We start from the raw sequence: 20383 nt of genomic DNA on the forward strand, positions 1-20383 counted from the left end.
TCCTGCGCACGGTTCTCGACTGTGCCCGGGTGCTCCCGTTCGGCGAGGCGCTCGCTGTGGCCGACGCCGCCCTGGCCAGTCGGCACCTCCACCCTGAGGAGTTGCTCGCCGCGGCCCAGGCGATGCGCGGTCCCGGCTGCGCGAATGCGCGGACAGTGGCCGCATCGGCTGATGGGCGTGCAGAGAGCTTCCTCGAGTCGATGCTGCGAGCATTGCTGATCACCGCAGGCGTGGAGGGCTTCGAGCCGCAGGTGCTGGTGCGTTCCGGCGCCTTCCGGGCAAGGATCGATCTGGGCAACCGCTTGGCCCAGGTAGCTCTCGAAGCGGAGGGGTACGAGTTCCACGGGACGGCGACCGGCTTCGCCGCCGACTGCGGACGGTACGACGAACTCGTGACAGCGGGCTGGCTCGTCCTCAGGTTCACTTATCAGCACGTGATCGGAGATCCGGGCTGGGTCATTCACATGGTCCGGCAAGCGCTGGCGAGACGCGTCGACGGACCGGCGGACAGGAGGTAGTCGACGAACGGCCGCGCTCCGGCGCCCGGGGTACGCCGGAAGGATGCATGCGAGACCGGGCACATCCTGTCCGTCCGTCCCAGCAGCCGTTCGGCTCGCCGATCAGGCCACTCAGCGCTGCAACAGCTGCAACTCGTTGAGGTTATATCTATTCACGGGTGACTTGGCAGAATGAATACTTCCTCGTGGCGCCGTGTGGGCGCGAGTTTGCTGGTGATGGCGGTGGGCGCGGCGGGCCTGGTGGACTCCGCGGCTCCGGATAGTGCGGACGGTGCTGGTGGCACGCAACTGGTGACGACGTGGGGTGCCAGTGACGACATCGCGGGCGGGACGTTGAGCGACATGACGGTGCGGAACATCGTGCGCACGAGTGTCGGCGGATCGGATCTGCGGATCCGGCTGACGAACGCGTACGGCGACCAGCCGTTGGTGACCGATTCGGTGTACGTCGGACGACATCAGGACGGCGCGAGCGTCGTACCGGGGACGAGTCGGCGACTGACCTTCGGCGGGAAGACGTCGGTGCGGATCCCGCCGGGTGGGCTGGCGATCAGTGATCCGCTGCCTGGTCAGGTGCCGGCGCAGACGAGCCTGACCGTCAGCCTGCACGTGGTCGGGCAGACCGGCGTGATCACGGCGCACAACCGCGCGATGCAGCACAGCTACAAGTCGGTCTCCGGTGACCACGCGGCTGATGAGTCGGCGACGCCGTACCAGACCGAGTCGTCGGCGTGGTTCTTCCTCAACGCGGCGATCGTCACGGCGCCGCAGCAGGTCGACACGGTCGCCACGCTGGGCGACTCGATCACCTCGTCGGTCGGTACGACGATCGACACCAACCGGAGGTGGCCGGACGTGCTCGCCGACCGGTACGCGACGCTGCCCGAGCATCGGCGGCTGGCGATCTCCAACGAGGGGATCTCCGGGAACCGGGTGCTGAACGGCGTCGCGAAGGCGGGGAGCGCGGGGCCGAATGCGCTGGCTCGGCTCGACCGGGATGTGCTGACGAAGCCCGGCGTACGGACTGTGCTTGTGCTGGAGGGGATCAACGACATCTATGCCGGGGCGACGGCGGACGAGTTGATCGATGGTTATCGGCAGTTGATCGAGCGGGTGCACGCGTCCGGGCGCTGCATCGTCGGTGGGACGATCACGCCGGTCGGTGGGTCGTTCGTGTACACGCCGGAGAAGGAGGCGGCTCGGCAGGCCGTGAACACCTTCATCCGCACCAGCGGGGAGTTCGACGCCGTCGTCGACTTTGACGCCGCCACCCGCGACCCCGCCGACCCCACCCGCCTCCAACCCGCCTACGACGGCGGCGACGGCCTCCACCCCAACGACGCCGGCAACCACGCCATGGGCAACGCCGCCAACCTAGACACCTTGCGCTGCAACTAAAACAGCCGCGTGCACCGCCCGCAGGGGCGGTGCACGCGGGGTGTTTACTTGCGGCCCTGGATTGTCATGGCTTGTTCGTATTCGGAGCGGATGGCGTCGCCGCCGGACTTTCGCCAGTCGGCGACGGCTTTGTCCCAGGCGGAGAGTTCGGCTCGGCCCAGCTGGATGTCCTTGGTCAGGGCGTCGAAGCGGGTCGTGAAGACCTTGCCCTTGGTGGACTCGGTCGGCGAGTAGAGTCCGTAGACCGGTGGGAGGACAGCCGTGGGCAGGACCGCCTTGAGGTGGCCGTACGCGACGTCGACCGCCTCGGGACGGCCCGGGAAGTAGACCGGGTAGCCGCCGTCGGCCAGGTACTGGATCGGGAACTCGCCCAGGCAGACCTCACTCTGGCCGGCCTCGGTCAGCACCGGGTCGGTCCCCTTCAGCGTGTAGTGGCGATCGGGGAGGCCGAACTTGCGGAACAGGTACTCCTCGGTGCCGAACGGCGCGGCCATCCAGTTCAGCACCCGCAACAGCATCTTCGTCCGCTCCGGCGAGCTGGGCTTGATCGCCGCGATCGAGTTGTTCGGCTTGCCGAGCAGCACCCGGCCGGTCTTCCCGTCCTGGTCACGCACGACCGGGATGCCGATGGCGAAGTTCTTCACCACGCTGCGCCGGTAGAAGCTCTGGATCGACGAGTAGGTGTCCTGCGTCATCACCGCAGACCCCTGGCTGAACCAGACCTTCTGGTTGTGCTTGGCCACCCCGTCGGGATGGATCAGGCCGTCGACCACCATCTGCCGGGTGATCGTCAGCATCTGCTTGTGTTCCGGCAGCTCCCAGCTGTGCACCAGGCGGCCGTCGCGCACCTCCCAGTCCCTCGGCAACCCCAGCATCGCGCTCAGCGCCCACTTGGGCGGTACGGCGAACGCCCAGCGCTTCTTCTTCTCGTCGGTGACCGCCTTCCCGACCTTGATCAACTCGTCGAGGTTCGGCGACTCGAGCTCGACGCCGAGCTGATCGAGGATGTCCTGCCGCGCCAGCAGCAGGTCGGTCGACATCACTCCGCGCTGGATCGGGACCGCCCGGATCCCCCCGGAGTACACACACCCACGCCACGACTCGGTCGACAGGTTGGCCAGGAACGGGTACTCCAGGATGGCGTCGCCGGACAGGTACTCGGTCAGGTCCTGCGCCCGAGCCTCCAGGAACTGCGGCAGGTAGGCGAACCCGCTGTCGATGTTGAACAGGTCTCCGAGCGTGTCCCCGGCCACGGCCGTCGCGAACTTGTTCGGGTAGTCGGTGGCCGACGTGATGGTCAGACCCAACGGTGAGCCGAGTCGCTGGTTCAGCTCCTGCCAGTACGCGTTGCGGTCGGCGGTCGGTGGGATCGGGTTCGAGGTCGGGGCACTCCCGGACAGGTCGCTGCCGTCCCCCGGTACGCCGTCGGTCACCCGACTGGGCTGTGCCGGGAACCGGTAGAAGCAGTCCGGCATCAGCGGATGGCTCAACGGCAGGTCCGGCTTCGGCCCGTCGAACCGCCGGTACGTCGGCAGCCGCACCGGCTTGTTGAGCGCCGCGATGTCGGTCGATCTGGTCACCGTGGCGCAGCCGCTCAACCCGCCGGCGACGGCCGCGGCGGCCAGTGAACCGCCGAGGAACCTCCTTCTGCTGAGCGTCGTCATCCCTTCACCGCCCCGGTCAGCATCCCCTTGGCGAAGTGCCGCTGCAGGAACGGGTAGACGATCAGGATCGGCACCAGCGAGATGACCAGGATCGCCATCTGGATGGACTCCTGCGGCGGCAGCTGGTCGGCCGCCGCACCGCCGAGGTCACCGCTGCTGAGCTCGGTGTTGTTGATGACGTACGTCCGCAGCACCAGCTGCAACGGCCACTTCGCGGTGTCGCTGATGTAGAGCATCGCGCTGAAGAACGCGTTCCAGTAACCGACCGCGTAGAACAGGCCGATCACCGCGAGCACCGCCCGCGACAGCGGCAGCACGATCGACCAGAAGATCCGGAAGTCGCCGGCGCCGTCCACCCGCGCTGAGTCGACCACCGAGTCCGGGATGCTCATGAAGAACGCCCGCAGGATGATCACGTTGAAGCCGCTGATCGCGGTCGGCAGGATCAGCGCGAACAGCGAGTCGAGCAGGCCGAACTGCTTGACCACCAGGTAGTTCGGGATCAGCCCGGGGCTGAACAGCAGGCTGAACAGCACGATCATCAGGATCGGCCGCTGCCCGACCGAACCGGGCCGGCTGAGCGCGTACGCCAGCATCGTGGACCCGGCCAGGCTGATGAAGGTGCCGCCGATGGTGATCAGGAAGCTGACCGTCAGGGCCTGCAGTACGACGCCGCCGTTGAAGATCGTGCGGTACGAGTCGAGGTTGATGCCGTCCGGCCAGAGCACGAAGCCACCGGAGTTGGTGACGTGCGCCTGACTGGCGATGCTGGTCGAGATCACGCCGATGAACGGCACGACCACGACCAGGCAGCAGAGCACCAGCACGATGCCCTTGATCACCCGGACCGGGATACCGGGTGCGTCGATCAGCTCCGGCTTACGTGTGGAGCGCAGGAGGTTCGTCGATGTGCTCATGCTTTCCGGTACACCCCCGCCTCGCCGAAGACGTGTGCGATCTTGTTGGCGCCGATCACCAGGGCGACGCCGACCAGACCCTTGACCAGGCCCACTGCGGCCGAGACACCCCATTGGCCGGCCAGTACGCCGTTGTTGTAGACGTACGTGTCCAGGACCTCACTGGCCGGTCTGCCGACCCAGCTCTGCTGCAGGATGATCTGCTCGAACCCGACCGTCAGCGAGTCGCCGAGCCGCAGGATCAGCAGCAGGATGATCAGCCCGCGGATGCCCGGCAGGGTGACGTGCAGCAGCTGCCGGAAGCGTGAGGCTCCGTCGACCCGGGCGGCTTCGTACAGCCCGGTGTCGATCTGGGTCAGCGCGGCCAGGAACAGGATCGTCCCCCAGCCGGTGTCTTTCCAGATCACCTGGCTGGTGAGCAGCGCGATGAAGCTGTCCGGGTTGCCGAGGAAGTCGATCGTGTCGATGCCGCGCGCCCGCAGCATGTTGTTGATCAGGCCGCTGCCGCCGAGGATCTGCTGGAAGATCGCGATCACGATCACCCAGGACAGGAAGTGCGGCAGATACAGCACCGACTGGACGATGCGCTTGATCCGCTCCGACAGCAGGCTGTTCAGCAGCAGCGCCAGCGCGATCGGGGCCGGGAAGACGAAGACCACCTGGACCAGCGTGATCAGCAGCGTGTTCTTCAGCGCATTGAGGAACTCGGCGTCCCCGTTGAAGATGACCGCGAAGTTGTCCAGGCCGACCCAGGCGCTGCGTCCCATCGGGACGAACGGCAGGTACTCCTGGAACGCGATCAGGTTGCCGAGCAACGGCAGGTAGTGGAAGGCGAGCATCAGGCCCAGACCGGGCACCGCCATCAGCAGCAGCACCTTGTCCCGGCGGACTCGTCCCCACCAGGTCAGCTGCCCGCCGCGCTTCGGTGGGGCGGATCCCCCGGTGGCGGCGCCCGGGGGTCCGGAGCCGGTCACACCGGCTCGGTCGATGGTTGTGGACTGGTCGATCTGCGGGCTGAGGACTCCGTCTGTTCGAGCCACGCGACACTCCCTGCGTCGTTGCCGGACGCCGCCCTCCGTCGTTGGAGAGCGCTTACCATTACAACGTTGATATCGTGTCTCGGCGTGTGGCGCCAGGTCGAACGGTGCGTCTTTACAGTCAGCTCAGGTGCCAGCGAGGCTCGGCGAGCCGCTCGCGGGCCAGCAGTTCGAGGTGAGCCCGGGCCATCTGGACGGTCTGCAGGCAGAGCCCGCCGAAGGCGCCCAGCTGGGTACCGATCTCACCCGCAAGCTCACGGACCGTGAGCGATCCGCGGGTTTTGAGGAGCTGCCGGGTGAAGCCGTCGACGTCGCTCACCCACTCGACACTCTCGATGATCCGGCGCCGTCCGGCGGCGGCGTCGAGCGGGTCTCCGTGCGAGGGCACGAGAGCGTCGAAGTCCAGCTCCAGCAGGCGGTTGAGGCCGTCGACGTACTGGTTCACGTTGGTGTACAGCGGGGCCAGCCAGGTCTCGCTGTCGAGAAACGGCCGGCCCCGGCCCTGGACGTCGTCGAAGGTGAACAGGGTCCGGCTGGGTTCGTCGAGTACGGCGATGTGGCCCGGGCTGTGCCCGCTCGTGGTGACTACCCGTAAGCCTCGATCGGCCGGCAGCTGGTCGCCGTCGCGCAGCAGGATGTCCACCCGCACCCGGTCGTCGAGCATGCCGAGAATCTCGGTCCGCTCGCCGTCCGACAGGTCGAGCGCAGCGGGGTCGGTTCCCCACAACTCGGTCAGCAGCCGCTCGTTGTCCTCCAGCCAGCCGGCCTCCAGCGCCGGCGCGGCGAACCGCGCGCCGCTGTGCTTCTTCAGTACGGCGTTCCCGCCCATGTGGTCCGGATGGGCGTGACTGTTCACCACGAGCGTGAGGTCGCCGAGCCCGAGTCCGAGCGCCGCCAGCTCCGGAGCAGTCGCGGCCTCGGGCGTGGATGCGATCCCGGCGTCCAGCAGCACGAGCTCCGAGCCCGCGTCGATGACGTGCAACCACAACGGCAGTCCGCAGACGTGCGGGTAGTCCGTCGCCAGCTGGTGGATCCCTGGGGCGATCTGGGTCGGCATCGCTCACCGTCCTTCGAAGGTTCCGGTACGACGTTCCGCGAAGGCCGCCCGGCCTTCGGCAGCGTCGCGGGTCCCGAGAGCCACCGCCTGCAGCTCCCGCTCGTACTGGATGGCCGGCTCGAGGCCCATCGACAGGGCGGCCCGGAGGTTGGCCTTGGCCGCCTGGGCCGCGATCGGCGGCCGCTCGGCGATCCGGTGCGCCAACTCGGTGGCCGCGGGCAACAACTCGTCCGCGGACAGCACCCGGCTGACCAGGCCGATCCGCAACGCCTCCGCGGCGTCGATCGGGTCGCCCGTCAACAGCATCATCGCCACGTCACTCGCCGCCGCGCTCGCGGCGAGCAGCGCGGTCACTCCACCGCCGCCGATCCACCCCAGCTTGATCTCCGCGGCGGCGAAGCGGGCGTGGGCAGCCGCGAGCCGGATGTCACACGACAACGCGAGCTCGAGCCCACCGCCGTACGCGTAGCCGTTGATCGCGGCGATCACCGGCGTCCGCAGGCTGCGGAGCGCGTCGCAGTAGTCGCGGCGGTTGCGGAAGTGCCACGGGCCGTCGTACCGGTCGAGCTCGCCGATGTCGCTGCCGACCGAGAAGGCCCGGTCGCCGGCGCCGGTCACCACGACCGCGCGGATAGACGGGTCGTCGTCGATCCGTGGGATCACCTCGAGCAGCTCGGTGCTCATCGCGCGGGTGGCCGCGTTCAGCTTGGCTGGGCGGTCGAGGGTCAGCAGCCCGACCCCGCCGTCGGTGTCGAAGCGGATCCGGCCGTCATCCATCGCTCGCCCTCCGATAGTCGTCCTCGATCCGGTCGACCGCTGTCCCGACGTCGACCGCACTGCACAGCAGTTCCCGCACTCGTGACGACAGCTCGTCCTGGAAGGCGATCCAGCCGTCGAACCGCGGCCGGACGTACGACGTCATGAGCGTGCCGACCGTGGCCGAGTAATGTCCGTTCCACGCCTTGTCCACCACGTCGGACGCCCACACCGCCGCGGTCGCCGACTGCGCACCAACCGTCGATACGGTGTCGAGCTGTACGCCGACATCCAGCAAGCCACGCACGTACTTCGTCACGGCCAGCACGCGGGAGTAGGCGCGAGGCGTTACCGCCAGCCCAGTGCCGCCGAGCGTGCCGTTGCCCAACCGGTCCGCCGGCCGCAGTCGCGGAGCCGCCGACCAGGCCAACGCCACACGATCCGCGGAGTCCGCGCCGTAGTACGCGTAGCTGTAGACAAGCGGGCAGCACAGCAGCTCGTTGCTGGTGGCAAGCAGCTCGTGGATGCCGATCGGGTCGAGCTCGGCAGCACTCTGATCCGACCGCCGCCACACAGCCCGCAGCAACTCCACAGCCTCAACCGCCCGGGCCCGATCGAGCAGACCGGCGCCAGTCCGATCCCCAGCGAGACCGAGCAGCATCAGCCCGGCGTGCGGCCCGGCAACGCACATCACGACGCCAGACAGCTCCAGCAGATCGGACCACGCAGCGGGAGGCACCTCGAGCAGGTCTGGACGGTAGAGGCAGGTCTGCGTGGCAGCATCCAGCGGCAGCGCCCAGCCGTGCCCGTGCAGCCGATAGCTGTCCCACGTCGGCTGAACTGCGCGTTCCCGCCATACCTTGAGGTCACGCGCCGCGAACACGTCCTCCACGGGCAGGATCGCCCCGGCGTCGATCGCAGCGCCGAGACCTGGATGGTCCACGACCAGCAAGTCGTACCGCTCGGCGAGCTCAGACAGCGGCGTCGACTCGAAGCCGGACAGTGGCTGCCGGTCCCACACCACTTCGACACCGGGCGTCTCGAACGCCTCCAGCGGTCGATACCCGCGTGGATGGTCCCAGGTCAGACCGCGCAGCTGGACGGTCACCGCGACACCACCACGCCCCGCCGTACCAGTTCTTCACGACGTTCGGCGGACAGACCGAGCTCGGCCAGTAGCTCGTCGCTGTGCTCACCGGTCAGCGGTGCGGGTCGACGTACCGCTGCCGGCGTCTCGCTGAAGCGATACGGGAAGCCAGGGGTCGTCACGGTGCCCTCGGTCGGGTGCTCGTAGGTCACGAACGACTCGTTGTGCAGCACCTGCGGATCGGTCTGGAGATCGGCGTAGGAGTAGACCGGACCACACCAGATGCCACGTTCGCGCAGCTTCGTCAGCCAGTGATCCGTGGACGCGGTGCGCAGTGCCGCCGAGACCGCCGCAGAGATCTCGTCGCGGCGGGCAAAGCCGTCCCGCTCCGCGTCGAGCTCACTCAATGACGGCGCGTCCAGCACCTCGGCCAGCACCGACAACTCGGCGAAGGCCAGCGAGATGTAGCCGTCGGCCGTGCTGAAGATGCCGTACGGCGCGCGGATGTAGCTGTGGGCGTGCACTTCCTGAGACCGCGTCTGCGGGACGCGACCGACCGTGTGGACGGACAGCTCCTGCATCTGCATCGCGATCACCGCGTCCAGCATGTTCACCTGGACGAGCTGGCCTTCACCCGTGCGTTCACGATGCAGCAGCGCCGCGAGCACACCCTCGAACGAGCTGTACGCGGTCACCGCATCAGCCAGGAAGTACGGCGCTGCCACCGGCGGCTCACCTGGTCGACCGGCGCTGAACAACGCACCGCTCATCGCCTGCACGAGCAGATCCTGCCCGGGCCACAACGCGTACGGACCGCTCTCGCCGTACCCGGACACTGACACGTACACCAGGTCGGGCTTCAGTGCGCGCAGAGTCTCGTAGTCCACGCCCAGCCGGGCCGCGACCCCTGGCCGGTAGTTCTGCAGGAAGACATCGGCGGTGCGCACGAGGTCGTAGAGCAGCTCACGGCCTTCGTCGGACTTGAGGTCAACCGCCAGGCTGCGCTTGTTCCGGTTGAGGGACAGGAACGACGCGTTCACCTCGGTGCCGACAGCGCCGCCGGCGGCCGTGTGCCGCTGCCATTCGCCGGTGACCGGCTCGACCTTGACCACGTCGGCGCCGAGGTCGCCGAGCCGCATCGCGGCCAGCGGGCCTGCCATCGCCACTGAGAGATCGAGCACGCGATAGCCGGACAGGATGCTCATTGGGCCGTCCACCCGGCGTCGACCGGCAGTACGGCGCCGGTGATGAACGACGCGTCGTCACTGGCCAGGAAGGCGATCGCGGCCGCCACCTCGGCCGGCTGCCCGATCCGGCCGAGGGCGTGGTGCCGGTCGACCATCGCCTGCATCGCGCCCGGGTCGTCCTCGCCGCTGACCTTGCCGTTGCGGATCAGCGGGGTGTCGATGAGGCCGGGTGCCACGCAGTTCGCGCGGACTCCGTTGCGGCCGTGGTCGAGGGCCATCGCGCGGGTCAGGTTCTCGACGCCGGCCTTCGCCGCGCAGTACGCGGACCGGTTGCGCTCCCCGACCGTGCCGATCGCGGACGAGATCGTCACGATCGCGCCGTTGCCCTGAGCAATGAAGCGGGGAAGCACCGCGCGGCAGGAGTTGTAGACGCCGGTCAGGTCGACGTCGAGGATGGTCCGCCACTCGTCCGGGCTGGTGTTCGGCACGGTGTCGCACACGTCGACGCCGGCCGCGCTGACCAGCACGTGGACGGCGTCGAGCGCTGCGACCACTTCCAGAGTGCGGTCCAGATCGGTGACGTCCAGCTCGACGCCGGTGCCGCCGAGCGACTTGCCCAGCTCGACGGCCGCCGTGCCGTCGCGGTCGCCGACCACGACCGTGCCGCCCTCGGCGGCGATCCGGTGGGCCGTGGCCGCGCCGATCCCGGAGGCTCCTCCGGTGATCAGCGCGACCTTGCCCGCAAAGCGTTGCGTGTCCATATCTACTGAGGGACCTCAGGGCTTCTCGTAGGGGAAGGAGGGCAGCACGCCGATCCGGTCGTACTGCATCCGGGAGTCGTCGAAACCGTCCTCCCAGCTGACGTTCTCGAAGGTGTCGCACGGACCCGCGGACGGCCCGTGGTACGGGTCGCTCTCGGTGTTCGTCACCTTCACGTCGGAGAACGCGAACCCACACCCGCCGAAGTCCATGTGCACGCCGTACGGCTTGCTGTCCGGCATCGACGGGTCGGCGTTGGCGTCGTCGATGATCAGCTGCGACACGGCCGCGTCCGGGGTGTACGGCGGCTGGTTGCGGACGCCGTACGCGTAGAACGGACCGGTGTCACCGCTGTCCTTGGCCAGGTGCGACAGCCGCACGTGGTGGACGGTGTTGCCGCCGGTGTAGTTGTCCTCGTTCGGGATCTCCGGTCGCGACTCGATGCTGATGCCGTACCGGGCGCCGTGCTCGACGACGGTGTGGCTGATTTCGTTGCGGCCGCTGTTCATGATCTCGACGCCGGCCGAGTCGCCCGGGACGAGCTCGCCGAGGTGGTGGATGTAGTTGTTGGTGAACGTGTTGTCGTGCGCGAGATCACCTTCACCTGGCCAGCCGCCTTCGACCTTGATGCCGTCGTTGCCGAGGTGCTCGAGCAGACTGTCGGACACGGTCGTTTTCTCGTTGGCGAACAGCAGCTGGATCGCGGTGAAGCCGGTCCGCTGCAGGTGCAGGCGGGTCAACGTGACCCCGCGGGTGTTGGTCAGCGTGATCGCGCCCCACCGGTTGCGCGGCAGCTCGATCTGCGTGTCGTACTTCGGGTACTTGTGCGCGAACCCGGAGCCGCCGGTGCCGTTCCAGCCGTACCGGTACCACTCCATGAAGTCCGTGTTCTGGATCGCGAGGCCGTCCAGCGTCAGGTTCTCCACCCGCCGGCTCGTCGACGCGCCGGCGATCGAGAACACCTGGGTGACCGTCGGCCGCGACACCTTGACGCCGTCCATCGTGCCGCCGCGCGGCTTGTAGTACAGCGTCTTCGCCGGGTAGTCCAGGTAGTACTCCCCCGCCTGGTCGAGCAGGCTGAGCGAGTTCTGCACGAAGTACCGGGAGCCGCCGCCGGAGTTGATGAACCCGTACCGTGCCGGGTAGATCAGCGTGGTCCGCCGCTTGGTGTGGTTGATGTCCAGCAACGGCACGGTGTCGGTGAACCACGACCACGAGCCACCCGACCACACCGTCACCTGCGCCGGCCACGACGTACCGAGCCGCAGGTCCCAGGACGGATCCCAGTCACCGGTGTTGAAGCCGATCTGGTCGCGCACCGCCTCCTTGGTCGGGTCGAACAGGATCGACCGCAGGTACGGCGCCCACTCGTCGTCCGACCGCCGGTTCGGGTATCGCGCCGTGGTCGCCCGGGTGCCTTCGGCGTACAGCGTGTAGAACGGCTTGTCCACGTCCACCGGCGCCTTGAAGATCCCGTCCCGGTACGGCGTCCACCCCGTCACCTCCGCGGCCCCTTCGAACACCGCCTTCCCCGGCCCGTCCGCACTCCGGTAGGTCACCCCGGAGTCCCGGTCGTCGAAGGTGATCGTCTTGTCGACCCGGTAGGTCCCCGCCTTCAGGTTCACCACGAGTTCGCAGGTCGGTTGCCGGTTCCCGCCGCGGGACCGGATGGTGTCGCGAGCATGCTCGACCGTCCGCCAGGGCTTGGCCTTCGTCCCCGGCGCCGAGTCGTTCCCATCGGGTGCCACCCAGAACGACGGGCAGTCTGCCTGGTCGGCGGCCGGCGTGGCGTCGGCGCCGAGCGCCGACACCCCGACGAAGGCGGTAGGCACCACCAGCCCGGCCGCGAGGCCGATGATCAGTCCCGATCGCGTCGACATCCCGTCACCGCCCTTCCACGTCGTACGGGAAGGTCGGCAGCACGCCGATCTTGTCGTACTCCATCTTCGAGGCGTCGAAACCGGCCGCCCAGTTGGCGTTCGTCACCTGGTTGCACTGGTACGACTGGTACTTGTCGTCGGTCACCTGGCCCACCTCGACGTTCGCGAAGCTGAACCCACAACCGCCGGCGTCCATGTGCACGCCGCGGGTGCCGCTGTCCGGCATCGAGGCGTCCGGGATCACGTCGGTGATCACCACCTGCTCGACGGTGTTCTGGACCGGGTGCGGCTCCTGGTTGTCGATGCCGTAGGTGTAGAACGCACCCATGTCACCGCTGTCCAGGCCGGTCTCCTCCAAGCGGATGTACTTGAACGAGTTGCCGGACGCGTACTGCTCGCCGTCCTTCACCTCCGGACGCGACTCCAGGCTGATCCCATAGCGCGCACTGTGCTTCACGACGACGTGCGAGACCTCGTTGTTGCCGGTGCCCAGGAGCTCGATCCCGGCCGCGTCGCCCGGCACCAGTTCGCCGACGTGGTCGATGTAGAGGTTGGTGAACGTGTTGTGGTGCGCGACGTCACCCCCACCGGGGTACGGACCTTCGACCTTGATGCCGTCGGCGCCGATGTTCTCGAGCAGGCTGTCGGCCACGCGAACGTGGTCGTTGGCCGACAACAGGTAGACGCCGTGGTAGCCGGTGTCGCGCAGGTGCAGCCCGGTCAGGTCGACGTTCCTGGTGTTCGTCAGCGTCACGGCGCCGAACCGGTTCCGGGTCATCTCGATCTGCCGGTCGTACTCCGGGTACTTGTGCTTCTGCCCCGAGTCGCCCGCGCTGATCCACCCCGAGCGGTACCACTGCATGAAGTCGGTGGACGCGATCCCGAGGCCGTCGAAGGCGATGTCCTGCAGCCGGCGCGTCGGCGTGGCGCCGGCCAGCGACAGCACCTGGGTCTGCGTCGGACGCAGTACCCGCTTGCCGTCCATCGTGCCGCCGCGCGGCTTGTAGTACAGCTCCTTGTTCGCCCAGTCGAGGTAGTACTCGTCCTCGGCGTCGAGCAGGTCCAGTGAGTTCTGGACGAAGTACCGCGAACCGGCCCGGGAGTTGATCATCGCGTACCGGGTCCAGTAGTCCAGGATGACCTTGTTGTCCTTCCAGTCCGCATTCTTGATCGGGACCGTGTCGGTGAACCAGCTCCAGGATCCGCCGGACCAGATCATCAGCTGGGCCGGCCAGTCGGTGTAGCTGTTCAGGTTCCAGGTCTCGTTCCAGTCGCCGTCGGTGTAGCCGACCTGGTCGCGGACGGCCTCCTTCTCCGGCTCGATCAGCACCGACTCCAGGTACGGCGCCCACTCCTCGTCGGACCGCCGGTTCGGGTACCGCGCCGTGGTGGCGCGTTCGCCGTCGACGTACAGCGTGTAGAACGGCTGGTCGATGTCCACCTTCGCCTTGAAGATGCCGTCCTTGTACGGCGACCAGCCGGTCACCTCCTGCGCGGCCTCGAACACGGCCTTGCCCGGACCGTCGGCGCTCCGGTAGACGACCTTGTGCCCGTTCGACCCGGAGTCGCGGTCGTCGAAGGCGATCGTCTCGCCGACCTGGTAGGTGCCGGCCGTCACGTTGACCACGAGGTCACACGACAGGTGCCGGTTCAGGTTCCGGGCCCGGATGGTGTCCCGGGCGTGCTCGATCGTCCGCCAGGGCTTCGACTTCGTCCCCGGCGCCGAGTCCTCGCCGTCCAGCGAGACCCAGAACGACTGGCATCCCGCGGTCTGCTCGGCCGGCCTGGCGCTGAACGCCGTACCGGCCCCGACCACTCCGAGGGCTACCCCGATGACCAATCCACCGAGTACACGCATCGAGGTCACCGCCCCGCCACGTCGTAGGGGAAGGTCGGCAGCACGCCGATCTTGTCGTACTCCATCTTCGAGGCGTCGAAGCCCGTCACCCAGTTGGCGTTGGTCACCTGGTTGCACTGGTACGACTGGTACTTGTCGTCGGAGACCTTGCCGACCTCGACGTTCGCGAAGCTGAACCCACAACCGCCGGCGTCCATGTGCACGCCGCGCGTACCACCGGCGTCCGGCATCGACGGGTCGGGGATCACGTCACCGACGACGAGTTGCTCGACGGTGTTCTGCACCGGGTGCGGCTCCTGGTTGTCGATGCCGTAGGTGTAGAAGGCGCCCATGTCACCGCTGTCCAGGCCGGTCTGCTCGAGGCGGATGTACTTGAAGGAGTTGCCGGACGCGTACTGCTCGCCGTCCTTCACCTCGGGCCGCGACTCCAGGCTGATCCCGTAGCGCGCGCTGTGCTTCACGACGATGTTGGAGATCGTGTTGTTGCCGGTGTCCATCAGCTCGATCCCGGCCGCGTCGCCCGGCACCAGCTCGCCGACGTGGTCGATGAAGACGTTCGAGATCGTGTGGTGGTTGCTCAGGTCGCCTTCACCCGGCCAGCCGCCTTCCACCTTGATGCCGTCGGCGCCGATGTTCTCCAGCAGGCTGTCGGTGATCCGGGTGTGGTCGTTGGCGAACAGCAGGTAGATCCCGGTGAAGCCGGTGTCGGACACCCGCAGCCGGGTCAGGTCGATGTCGCTGGTGTTGGTCAGCCGGATCGCGCCGAACCGGTTCCGCGGCAGCTCGATCTGCCGGTCGTACTCCGGGTACTTGTGCTCGACACCGGCGTCACCACTGGACACCCATCCGTTGCGGTACCAGGTGACGAAGTCGGAGTACTGCACCCCGAGCCCGTCGAACGTGACGTCGTGCAGCCGGTCCTGCGGGGAGGCGCCGGCCAGGTCGAGGACCGTCTTCACGGTCGGCCGCAGCACGCGCACGTTGTCCATCGTGCCGGACCGCGGCTTGTAGTAGACCTCGCCGGCCTTGTAGTCCAGGTAGTACTCCCCCGGCTGGTCCAGGAAGCTGAGCGAGTTGTGGAAGAAGTACCGGGAGCCGCCGCGGCTGTTGACCATCGCGTAGCGGGTCCAGTGCTTCAGCGTCGTCTGGGTCTTCTTGAAGTTGGTGTCCAGCAACGGGATCGTGTCGGTGAACCACGACCAGGAGCCGCCGGACCAGATCGTCACCGACGCCTGGCTCAGGTCCCAGGTGGGGTCCCAGTCACCGGGCTTGCCCCACATCCAGTTCCGGACGTCCATCTTGTCCTCTTCGTAGAGGATCGACGTCAGGTACGGCGACCAGGTGTCCTCGGTGCCACGGTTGGGATAGCGCGCGTTGGTGGCCCGCTTGCCGTCCTCGAACAGTGTGTAGAACGGCTTCGACGGGTCCACCTTGGCCTTGTAGATCCCGTCCTGGTACGGCGTCCAGCCGGAGATCTCCTCGGCTCCGGACAGCGTCGCCTTCCCGGGACCGTCCACACTGCGGTAGACCACGCGGTGCCCGTTCTTGCCGGAGTCGCGCTGGTCGAACCCGATCGTGGACGTGACCGGGTACTCGCCGGCCTTCAGGTTCACGGTGATGTCGCAGCCCATCCGGTCGTTGAGCTGCTTGGCCCGGATCTCGTCGCGGGCCCGGGTGATCGTCTTCCACGGGCTCTTCTCGGTGCCCTTGGCCTGGTCGTCGCCGTCGGGCGCGACGTAGAACGTCTCGCACCTGGCCGCGCCGGCGGGTTGGGTGTTCAGCTGGACGGCCGCGACTGCCACCAGGGCAGCGGCGACCACCCCGGCGCCGACGCTGAGCGTCGTACGCCTGGTTCTGGGTTGGGACATGGTGGGCGGTGTCCTCTCAGGGATCAGTCGCCGGCGCCGTTACCGTTCTGGTCGCGCCAGCGCTCGTACTCGAGGCGGGTCTTCTCGGTGAGGGGGTAGTAGTCGCGCAGGGGTGCGCCTTCGTCGATCCGCCGCCGGCTGAACTTCTCCCACTCGTCGTGCTCGGCGGCGGCTTGCACCACGGCCTCGGCACGCTGCCGCGGTACGACGACAGCGCCGTCGTCGTCCGCGACGACCAGGTCACCGGGCAGTGTCAGCACGCCGCCGACCGCGACCGGGACGTTGTAGGCCCAGGGGAAGAGCTCGGACTGGGATGCGTAGTGCGGAGTTGCTCCGGTGGACCAGATCGGGACGTCGAGCCCGGACACGCGAGGCACGTCGCGGATCCGGCCGTCCACCACGATGCCGGCGCCACCGCGGAGCTTGAAGTAGCGGACCAGCATGTCGCCGAAGCAGCCGGTGGTGTGGCTGCCGTAGGCCTGGACCACGAGCACGTCGCCGGGCTGCACCTCGTCGAGCACGGCCCACAGCGCCGTGCTGCGCTCGATGTACTCCTGCGTCTGGCCGTCCGCGATGTCCTCCCGCTGCGGCATGAACTGCAGCGTCAGCGCGCGGCCGACCACCTTCTTGCCGGGGAACATGCTGGTCGGTCCGTCGACGAAGGTCCGGCGGATGCCCTGTCCGTGCAGCCGGGCGCAGGCGGTGGCCGACCCGATCGCGGACAACCGCGACACCAGTCCGGGGTCCGGGGCCGGCGGGTTCTCGCCGCGCACCGGGAGGTCCCAGACCGGGGCCACGGGGGCTTGTTCGATGCTCATATGTCTCCTCAGTCAAGCGCCACATGCGCGGCGCGATAGGCGTTACGGGTCAGCCGCAGGTCGAGCCGGATGGTCCGGCCCGGCGGCATCGCGATCTCGAGTCTGTTGCCGCCGACAACGACCGTCTCGGTGCCGGGGGTGGGCGGCGGCGAGGTGTACGCCGGGGACGGGCCGGGGTACTCGCCGGTCGCGGTGCTCACGACTGCCTCGTCGATGCGGTCGGTGCCGAAGCTGCCGGCCTGGACGACCACGCGCCGGGTCTGGGTCGCGGACAGGTTGACCAGCTGCAGCCCGGTGCGGTCCGGTTCGACCGTGTCGACCAGCGCGGCGACGTCCGCCGGGAGACCGGGACGGCCGCGCTCGGGGTCGAGGTACAGCACGCGCAACGGCAGCAGGCCGCCGTTGTAGAGGAGTTGCGGCGTGCCGGTGGTCAGCTGGAGCAGGGCCTCGGTCGCGACCGGGTTGTGCCGCTGCCAGTGGTGGATGTTCAGGTCCGCCGGGTCGACGGTGTCGGCGGCCATCAGGTCCATCCGGCGCTGCACCTGGGACAGCGCGACCCCGAGCATCGCCTCGGGATAGCCGGGGTTGTCACCGGCGAGGTAGGCCAGCCAGGGCGCCTCGTGACCGGCGTCCTCCTTGTTCCGGAAGTCGCGCACGGTGCGCCAGTCGTAGCCGCTGCGCTCGCGCAGGTCCGCCAGCCGCTGCCGGTCGGAGGACTCGAAGGCGGCCTGCCACAACCAGATCGGCAGTCCGAGCTGCGGGGGCTGGTAGTCGAACCATCCGTCGTCGCCGTACCGGTTCGGGATCAGCAGTGTCGGGGACGCGCAGTCAGCGCCGAGCTCGGCCTGCCAACGGTCCCGGATGCTCAGCTCGGTCTCGTCCACAGCGGCCGTGACGCCGCGCTCGTACAGGTGATCCAGCAGCCGCCGGGCAAAGTCGAGCCGGGACGAGTCACCGGTCAGGAGTACGCCGTTCAGCGCCGCGATGCAGGCCGCGGAGCCGACGCTGTAGACACCGTGCGGCCAGTTCCAGCCGTAGTTGCCGCCGTACCAGCGGCCGTCGTGCAGCTCGCCGACTTCACCACTCGGTCCGACGTTGTCCGGGAGCAGGCCGCCGTTGGCCGCGGCGCGCTCCTGCCAGGCGTCGAGGTACTCGAGGGTCCACGCCGCGAACCGGTCGTTGTGGTCGTAGAGCCAGGCGTTCGCGGTCAGCGTGGTCGCGGCGAGGTTGACCGCGACGTCGCCGGCGCCGAGGCGGCGGATCATCTCCGCGCCCATCAGGTCGGCCTTGGCCGGGTCCTTCAGGTCGTCCCAGGTCTCGATCCCCGCGACGCCGGGCAGTGGCAGCCCGAAGATCCGCATGTTGGTGAGGTCGGCGCCGTACGAACGCCACTCGTCGTTGATCCCCCAGCGCGGTCCACCGCCGCCGTTGTGCGGCGCCCGGATCGTCCGGGTCGCCGGGTCGTAGTTGCCGGCCGGCGAACCGGGCAGGTAGAGCTCGGCGAACCGGTACGCGCGCTCGCGGAACACCTCGTCGCCGGGGTCGGCGGCGCACAGCGAGTAGAAGAAGATCATCGACTCGCCGATGTGGAACCAGTCGTAGCCGCGCTCGAACTCGTCGACCAGGAACCCGAGGTCGGTGAGCTGGCGGGTGACACCTTCCCAGTGCCACTTGGCGACGTCGATCAGGTCGTCCGCGCCGCCGAGCTGGTAGAGCACCGGCCAGTTCACGAACGCCTCGTAGAAGTCGTCGGCGCCGTCACGGCTCGGCACCGGACCGGCGTACCGGAGACTGCCGTCGGGCAGGCAGTAGCGTTCGCGGAACAGCCACCAGCCCTCGTCCATCACGTCGAACAGGCGGCGCTGCATGATCGCCCACGCGGGCGGGCTGCCGATCGGGGTCTGCGCAACGATGGTCGTCATCCCTTGGTCGCTCCTGCCGTCAGGCCGCTGATCACGTGCCGCTGCAGCAGCACGAAGACCACCAGCAGTGGCGCCACCGCGAGCAGCAGCGTCGGGAAGACGACCGTGTAGTCGGTCGAGTACTGGCTGACCGCCGCGTACACGCCGGTGGTCACGGTGTAGAGACCGCTGCCCGGGCCGAGGATGATCTGCGGGTTCACGAAGTCGTTCCACACCGAGAAGGTGTTCAGGATGACCATCGTCACCACGGCCGGCTTCATCAGCGGGAACACGATCGACCAGAAGATCCGGTGCTTGCCGGCGCCGTCGACCGCGGCCGCCTCGTCCAGGCTGGCCGGGATGGTCATGATGTAGCCGGCGTACAGGAAGATCGAGAACGGCAGCGTCAGCGTCGTCTCGAACAGCACGAACCCGGGGATCGTGCCCATCAGCCCGAGGAACTTCAGCGTGTAGACGACCGGGATCACCAGCACCTGGCTGGGGATGAACGTGCCGGCCACGAACAGCAGCAGGAGCACCCGGTACCGGCGTTCGGTGCGACGGGCGATCACGTACGACACCGGGCCGGCGAGCGCGACGGACAGCACGTTGACCAGGACCACGAACAGTCCGGTGACGCCGTACCCCTTGAGGATGTTGAAGTCCGGGTTCGTCCACGCCTTCTGCAGGTACTCGGTGGTCAGCAGGTCCGGCGAGAGCGAGAACGGGTGCGTGAGGATGTCCTGCTGCGACTTGAACGCGCTCACCACGAGCAGGTACATCGGCACCAGCATCAGCAGGCTGGTGACGATCAGGAACGCGACCCGACCGGCGCCCTTCACCTTGACCGGCCTGGGCTTGAGAGCCACGGTCCGGACCCGCGGCATGCGAATGGCACTCATGCCTTCACCCCCTGGTCGACGCGCGAACGCAGCCGTGCGACGGTGAGGGCGAGCGCCGCCGTGACGATCATGAGTACGACGGACTGCGCCGAGCCGAAGCCGAGCGCGTTGTTGTGGAACGAGTCCCACAGGATCAGGTACGCCGCCGTCTGCGTGGACCCGGCCGGACCGCCACCGGTCAGCGACACGACCAGGTCGTACGTCTTCAGCAACGTCACCAGCGACAGCACGAGATTGACCGTCACGACGGGCGCGAGCGCAGGCAGCGTGACGTTGAGGAACGTCTGTCGCGTCGACGCGCCGTCGATCCGCGCGGACTCCAGCAGGTCACGTGACACCGTCTGCAGTCCGGCCAGGTACAGCACCACGTTGACGCCGAACCCGGCCCAGACCAGTACACCGATCAGGCTCGCCAGCGCCCAGTTCGGGTTCGACAGGAACGGCAGCACCTCCGCGCCCTTGGACGTCAGCCAGCCGTTGACCACACCCGAGGTGCCGAGTACGGCGCTCCAGAGGAAGCCGACCACGAGGGCGCTCAGCACGTGCGGGTAGAACAGCACGACCCGGAAGAACGCGTTCAACCGGGACGCGCCGTTCACCAGCAGCGCGAAACCGAGGCCCAGCACGCTGAGCAGCACGGTTCCGACGGCGGCGATCAGCAGGGTCACCCACCCGGCGCGGATCGCCTCCTCGCTGCGCGCGAGGTCGACGTAGTTCTGCATAGAGCCGGGCAAGCAGCTTCCCGCCGAGACGACGCTCACTAGCCGGTTCGGCGT

Annotated in this window: 17 protein-coding genes; 2 read left to right on the forward strand and 15 right to left on the reverse strand. The window is 68.2% G+C overall.

Annotated elements, in window-relative coordinates:
• Both ACWCOV_RS39070 and ACWCOV_RS39075 read left to right on the forward strand, forming a co-directional pair.
• Positions 1-518: endonuclease domain-containing protein (locus tag ACWCOV_RS39070; RefSeq protein ID WP_449834430.1), on the forward strand; the 518-nt coding region annotated here is incomplete at its 5' end.
• A 171-nt stretch (positions 519-689) separates the two neighbouring features.
• The gene (locus ACWCOV_RS39075; RefSeq protein ID WP_449834431.1) at positions 690-1916 is read left to right on the forward strand and encodes an SGNH/GDSL hydrolase family protein; all 1227 of its coding nucleotides are present in this window, start codon (positions 690-692) and stop codon (positions 1914-1916) included.
• A gap of 44 nt (positions 1917-1960) precedes the next feature.
• On the opposite strand, the gene ACWCOV_RS39080 is transcribed toward ACWCOV_RS39075, so the two are convergent.
• The 15 genes from ACWCOV_RS39080 to ACWCOV_RS39150 all read right to left on the reverse strand — a co-directional run.
• Positions 1961-3580, reverse strand: a complete 1620-nt coding sequence (locus ACWCOV_RS39080) for a hypothetical protein (RefSeq protein ID WP_449834432.1) — start codon at positions 3578-3580, stop codon at positions 1961-1963.
• Entirely contained in the window at positions 3577-4497 is a 921-nt protein-coding gene (locus ACWCOV_RS39085; protein ID WP_449834433.1) for a carbohydrate ABC transporter permease, read from the reverse strand. The genes ACWCOV_RS39080 and ACWCOV_RS39085 overlap by 4 nt, the downstream gene beginning before the upstream one ends.
• Positions 4494-5537, reverse strand: coding sequence for an ABC transporter permease (locus ACWCOV_RS39090; RefSeq protein ID WP_396360345.1), 1044 nt, complete (start codon positions 5535-5537; stop codon positions 4494-4496). Before ACWCOV_RS39090 ends, ACWCOV_RS39085 begins: the two co-directional genes overlap by 4 nt.
• 118 nt (positions 5538-5655) lie before the next feature.
• Entirely contained in the window at positions 5656-6591 is a 936-nt protein-coding gene (locus ACWCOV_RS39095; protein WP_449834434.1) for an MBL fold metallo-hydrolase, read from the reverse strand.
• Positions 6592-6594: 3 nt separating this feature from the next.
• Positions 6595-7368, reverse strand: a complete 774-nt coding sequence (locus tag ACWCOV_RS39100; protein WP_449834435.1) for an enoyl-CoA hydratase/isomerase family protein — start codon at positions 7366-7368, stop codon at positions 6595-6597.
• A complete protein-coding gene (locus ACWCOV_RS39105; protein ID WP_449834436.1) occupies positions 7361-8455 on the reverse strand; it encodes a hypothetical protein in 1095 nt (364 codons plus the stop codon). The genes ACWCOV_RS39100 and ACWCOV_RS39105 overlap by 8 nt, the downstream gene beginning before the upstream one ends.
• On the reverse strand, positions 8452-9639 hold the full coding sequence (locus ACWCOV_RS39110; RefSeq protein ID WP_449834437.1) for a CaiB/BaiF CoA transferase family protein: 1188 nt from the start codon (positions 9637-9639) through the stop codon (positions 8452-8454). The genes ACWCOV_RS39105 and ACWCOV_RS39110 overlap by 4 nt, the downstream gene beginning before the upstream one ends.
• Positions 9636-10382: an SDR family NAD(P)-dependent oxidoreductase gene (locus ACWCOV_RS39115; RefSeq protein WP_449834438.1), complete on the reverse strand. Its 747-nt coding sequence runs from the start codon at positions 10380-10382 to the stop codon at positions 9636-9638. Before ACWCOV_RS39115 ends, ACWCOV_RS39110 begins: the two co-directional genes overlap by 4 nt.
• A gap of 15 nt (positions 10383-10397) precedes the next feature.
• Complete coding sequence (locus ACWCOV_RS39120; protein ID WP_449834439.1) at positions 10398-12260, reverse strand: right-handed parallel beta-helix repeat-containing protein; 1863 nt, start codon at positions 12258-12260, stop codon at positions 10398-10400.
• A 4-nt stretch (positions 12261-12264) separates the two neighbouring features.
• Entirely contained in the window at positions 12265-14118 is a 1854-nt protein-coding gene (locus ACWCOV_RS39125) for a right-handed parallel beta-helix repeat-containing protein (RefSeq protein ID WP_449834440.1), read from the reverse strand.
• Positions 14119-14123: 5 nt separating this feature from the next.
• Positions 14124-15986 (reverse strand): right-handed parallel beta-helix repeat-containing protein, encoded by a 1863-nt coding sequence (locus tag ACWCOV_RS39130; protein WP_449834441.1) that lies wholly within the window; start codon positions 15984-15986, stop codon positions 14124-14126.
• Between the two features lie 23 nt (positions 15987-16009).
• Complete coding sequence (locus tag ACWCOV_RS39135; RefSeq protein WP_449834442.1) at positions 16010-16804, reverse strand: RraA family protein; 795 nt, start codon at positions 16802-16804, stop codon at positions 16010-16012.
• A gap of 8 nt (positions 16805-16812) precedes the next feature.
• On the reverse strand, positions 16813-18726 hold the full coding sequence (locus ACWCOV_RS39140; RefSeq protein WP_449834443.1) for a hypothetical protein: 1914 nt from the start codon (positions 18724-18726) through the stop codon (positions 16813-16815).
• Positions 18723-19607 carry a carbohydrate ABC transporter permease gene (locus ACWCOV_RS39145; protein WP_449834444.1) on the reverse strand — a complete coding sequence of 295 codons (885 nt, stop codon included), beginning with the start codon at positions 19605-19607 and terminating at the stop codon, positions 18723-18725. Before ACWCOV_RS39145 ends, ACWCOV_RS39140 begins: the two co-directional genes overlap by 4 nt.
• Positions 19604-20383 (reverse strand): carbohydrate ABC transporter permease (locus ACWCOV_RS39150; protein WP_449834445.1); only part of this gene is annotated, 780 nt, incomplete at its 5' end. The genes ACWCOV_RS39150 and ACWCOV_RS39145, both read right to left, overlap by 4 nt.

This window comes from Kribbella sp. NPDC002412 (assembly GCF_053592935.1).